Consider the following 697-nt stretch of genomic DNA (forward strand, 5'->3'; position numbering starts at 1 on the left):
CGAATCCAGCTAGCCCAGCCATTTACGAGCCATTAGCTCAGTTGGTAGAGCATCTGACTTTTAATCAGAGGGTCGAAGGTTCGAATCCTTCATGGCTCACTTTTGTTTTTTCCGCGCGGTCGTGGCGGAACGGCAGACGCGCTAGGTTGAGGGCCTAGTGGGGGAAACCCCGTGGAGGTTCAAGTCCTCTCGGCCGCATCAAAAAAATCTTAAAAAAGTACTTGCATTTGAAAATGTAGTATGATAAGATAATTGAGTCGCCAAAATACAACGACGAAAAAACATCATGAATAAGCGCCCGTAGCTCAATTGGATAGAGCGTTTGACTACGGATCAAGAGGTTAGGGGTTCGACTCCTCTCGGGCGCGCCAATTACGGGAAGTGGCTCAGCTTGGTAGAGCACCTGGTTTGGGACCAGGGGGTCGCAGGTTCAAATCCTGTCTTCCCGACCACGCGGGTGTAGTTTAGTGGTAAAACAAGAGCCTTCCAAGCTCTGGTCGAGAGTTCGATTCTCTTCACCCGCTTTTAGTTCTTTGAAAACTGAACGAAACAAACAACGTGAAACGTCAATTTTTATTTTTAGATGCTAGACAAACTAACTTCATTGGAGAGTTTGATCCTGGCTCAGGATGAACGCTGGCGGCGTGCCTAATACATGCAAGTCGAGCGAATGGATTGAGAGCTTGCTCTCAAGAAG

General features: G+C 47.9%; 5 tRNA genes and 1 rRNA gene. All 6 read left to right on the top strand.

Annotated elements, in window-relative coordinates:
• The first annotated feature begins 26 nt into the window (after nucleotides 1–26).
• A tRNA-Lys gene (locus tag MR170_RS30890) sits at nucleotides 27–99 on the top strand.
• A gap of 16 nt (nucleotides 100–115) precedes the next feature.
• Nucleotides 116–198 (top strand) — tRNA-Leu (locus MR170_RS30895).
• A 96-nt stretch (nucleotides 199–294) separates the two neighbouring features.
• Nucleotides 295–371 (top strand) — tRNA-Arg (locus MR170_RS30900).
• Nucleotides 372–375: 4 nt separating this feature from the next.
• Nucleotides 376–452: transfer RNA gene (locus MR170_RS30905), tRNA-Pro, on the top strand.
• A gap of 1 nt (nucleotide 453) precedes the next feature.
• Nucleotides 454–524, top strand: a tRNA-Gly gene (locus tag MR170_RS30910).
• A 77-nt stretch (nucleotides 525–601) separates the two neighbouring features.
• Nucleotides 602–697 (top strand): 16S ribosomal RNA (locus tag MR170_RS30915); the annotation flags it as partial.

The organism is Bacillus cereus group sp. BfR-BA-01524 (genome assembly GCF_022662595.1).
GTDB lineage: Bacteria > Bacillota > Bacilli > Bacillales > Bacillaceae_G > Bacillus_A > Bacillus_A thuringiensis_S.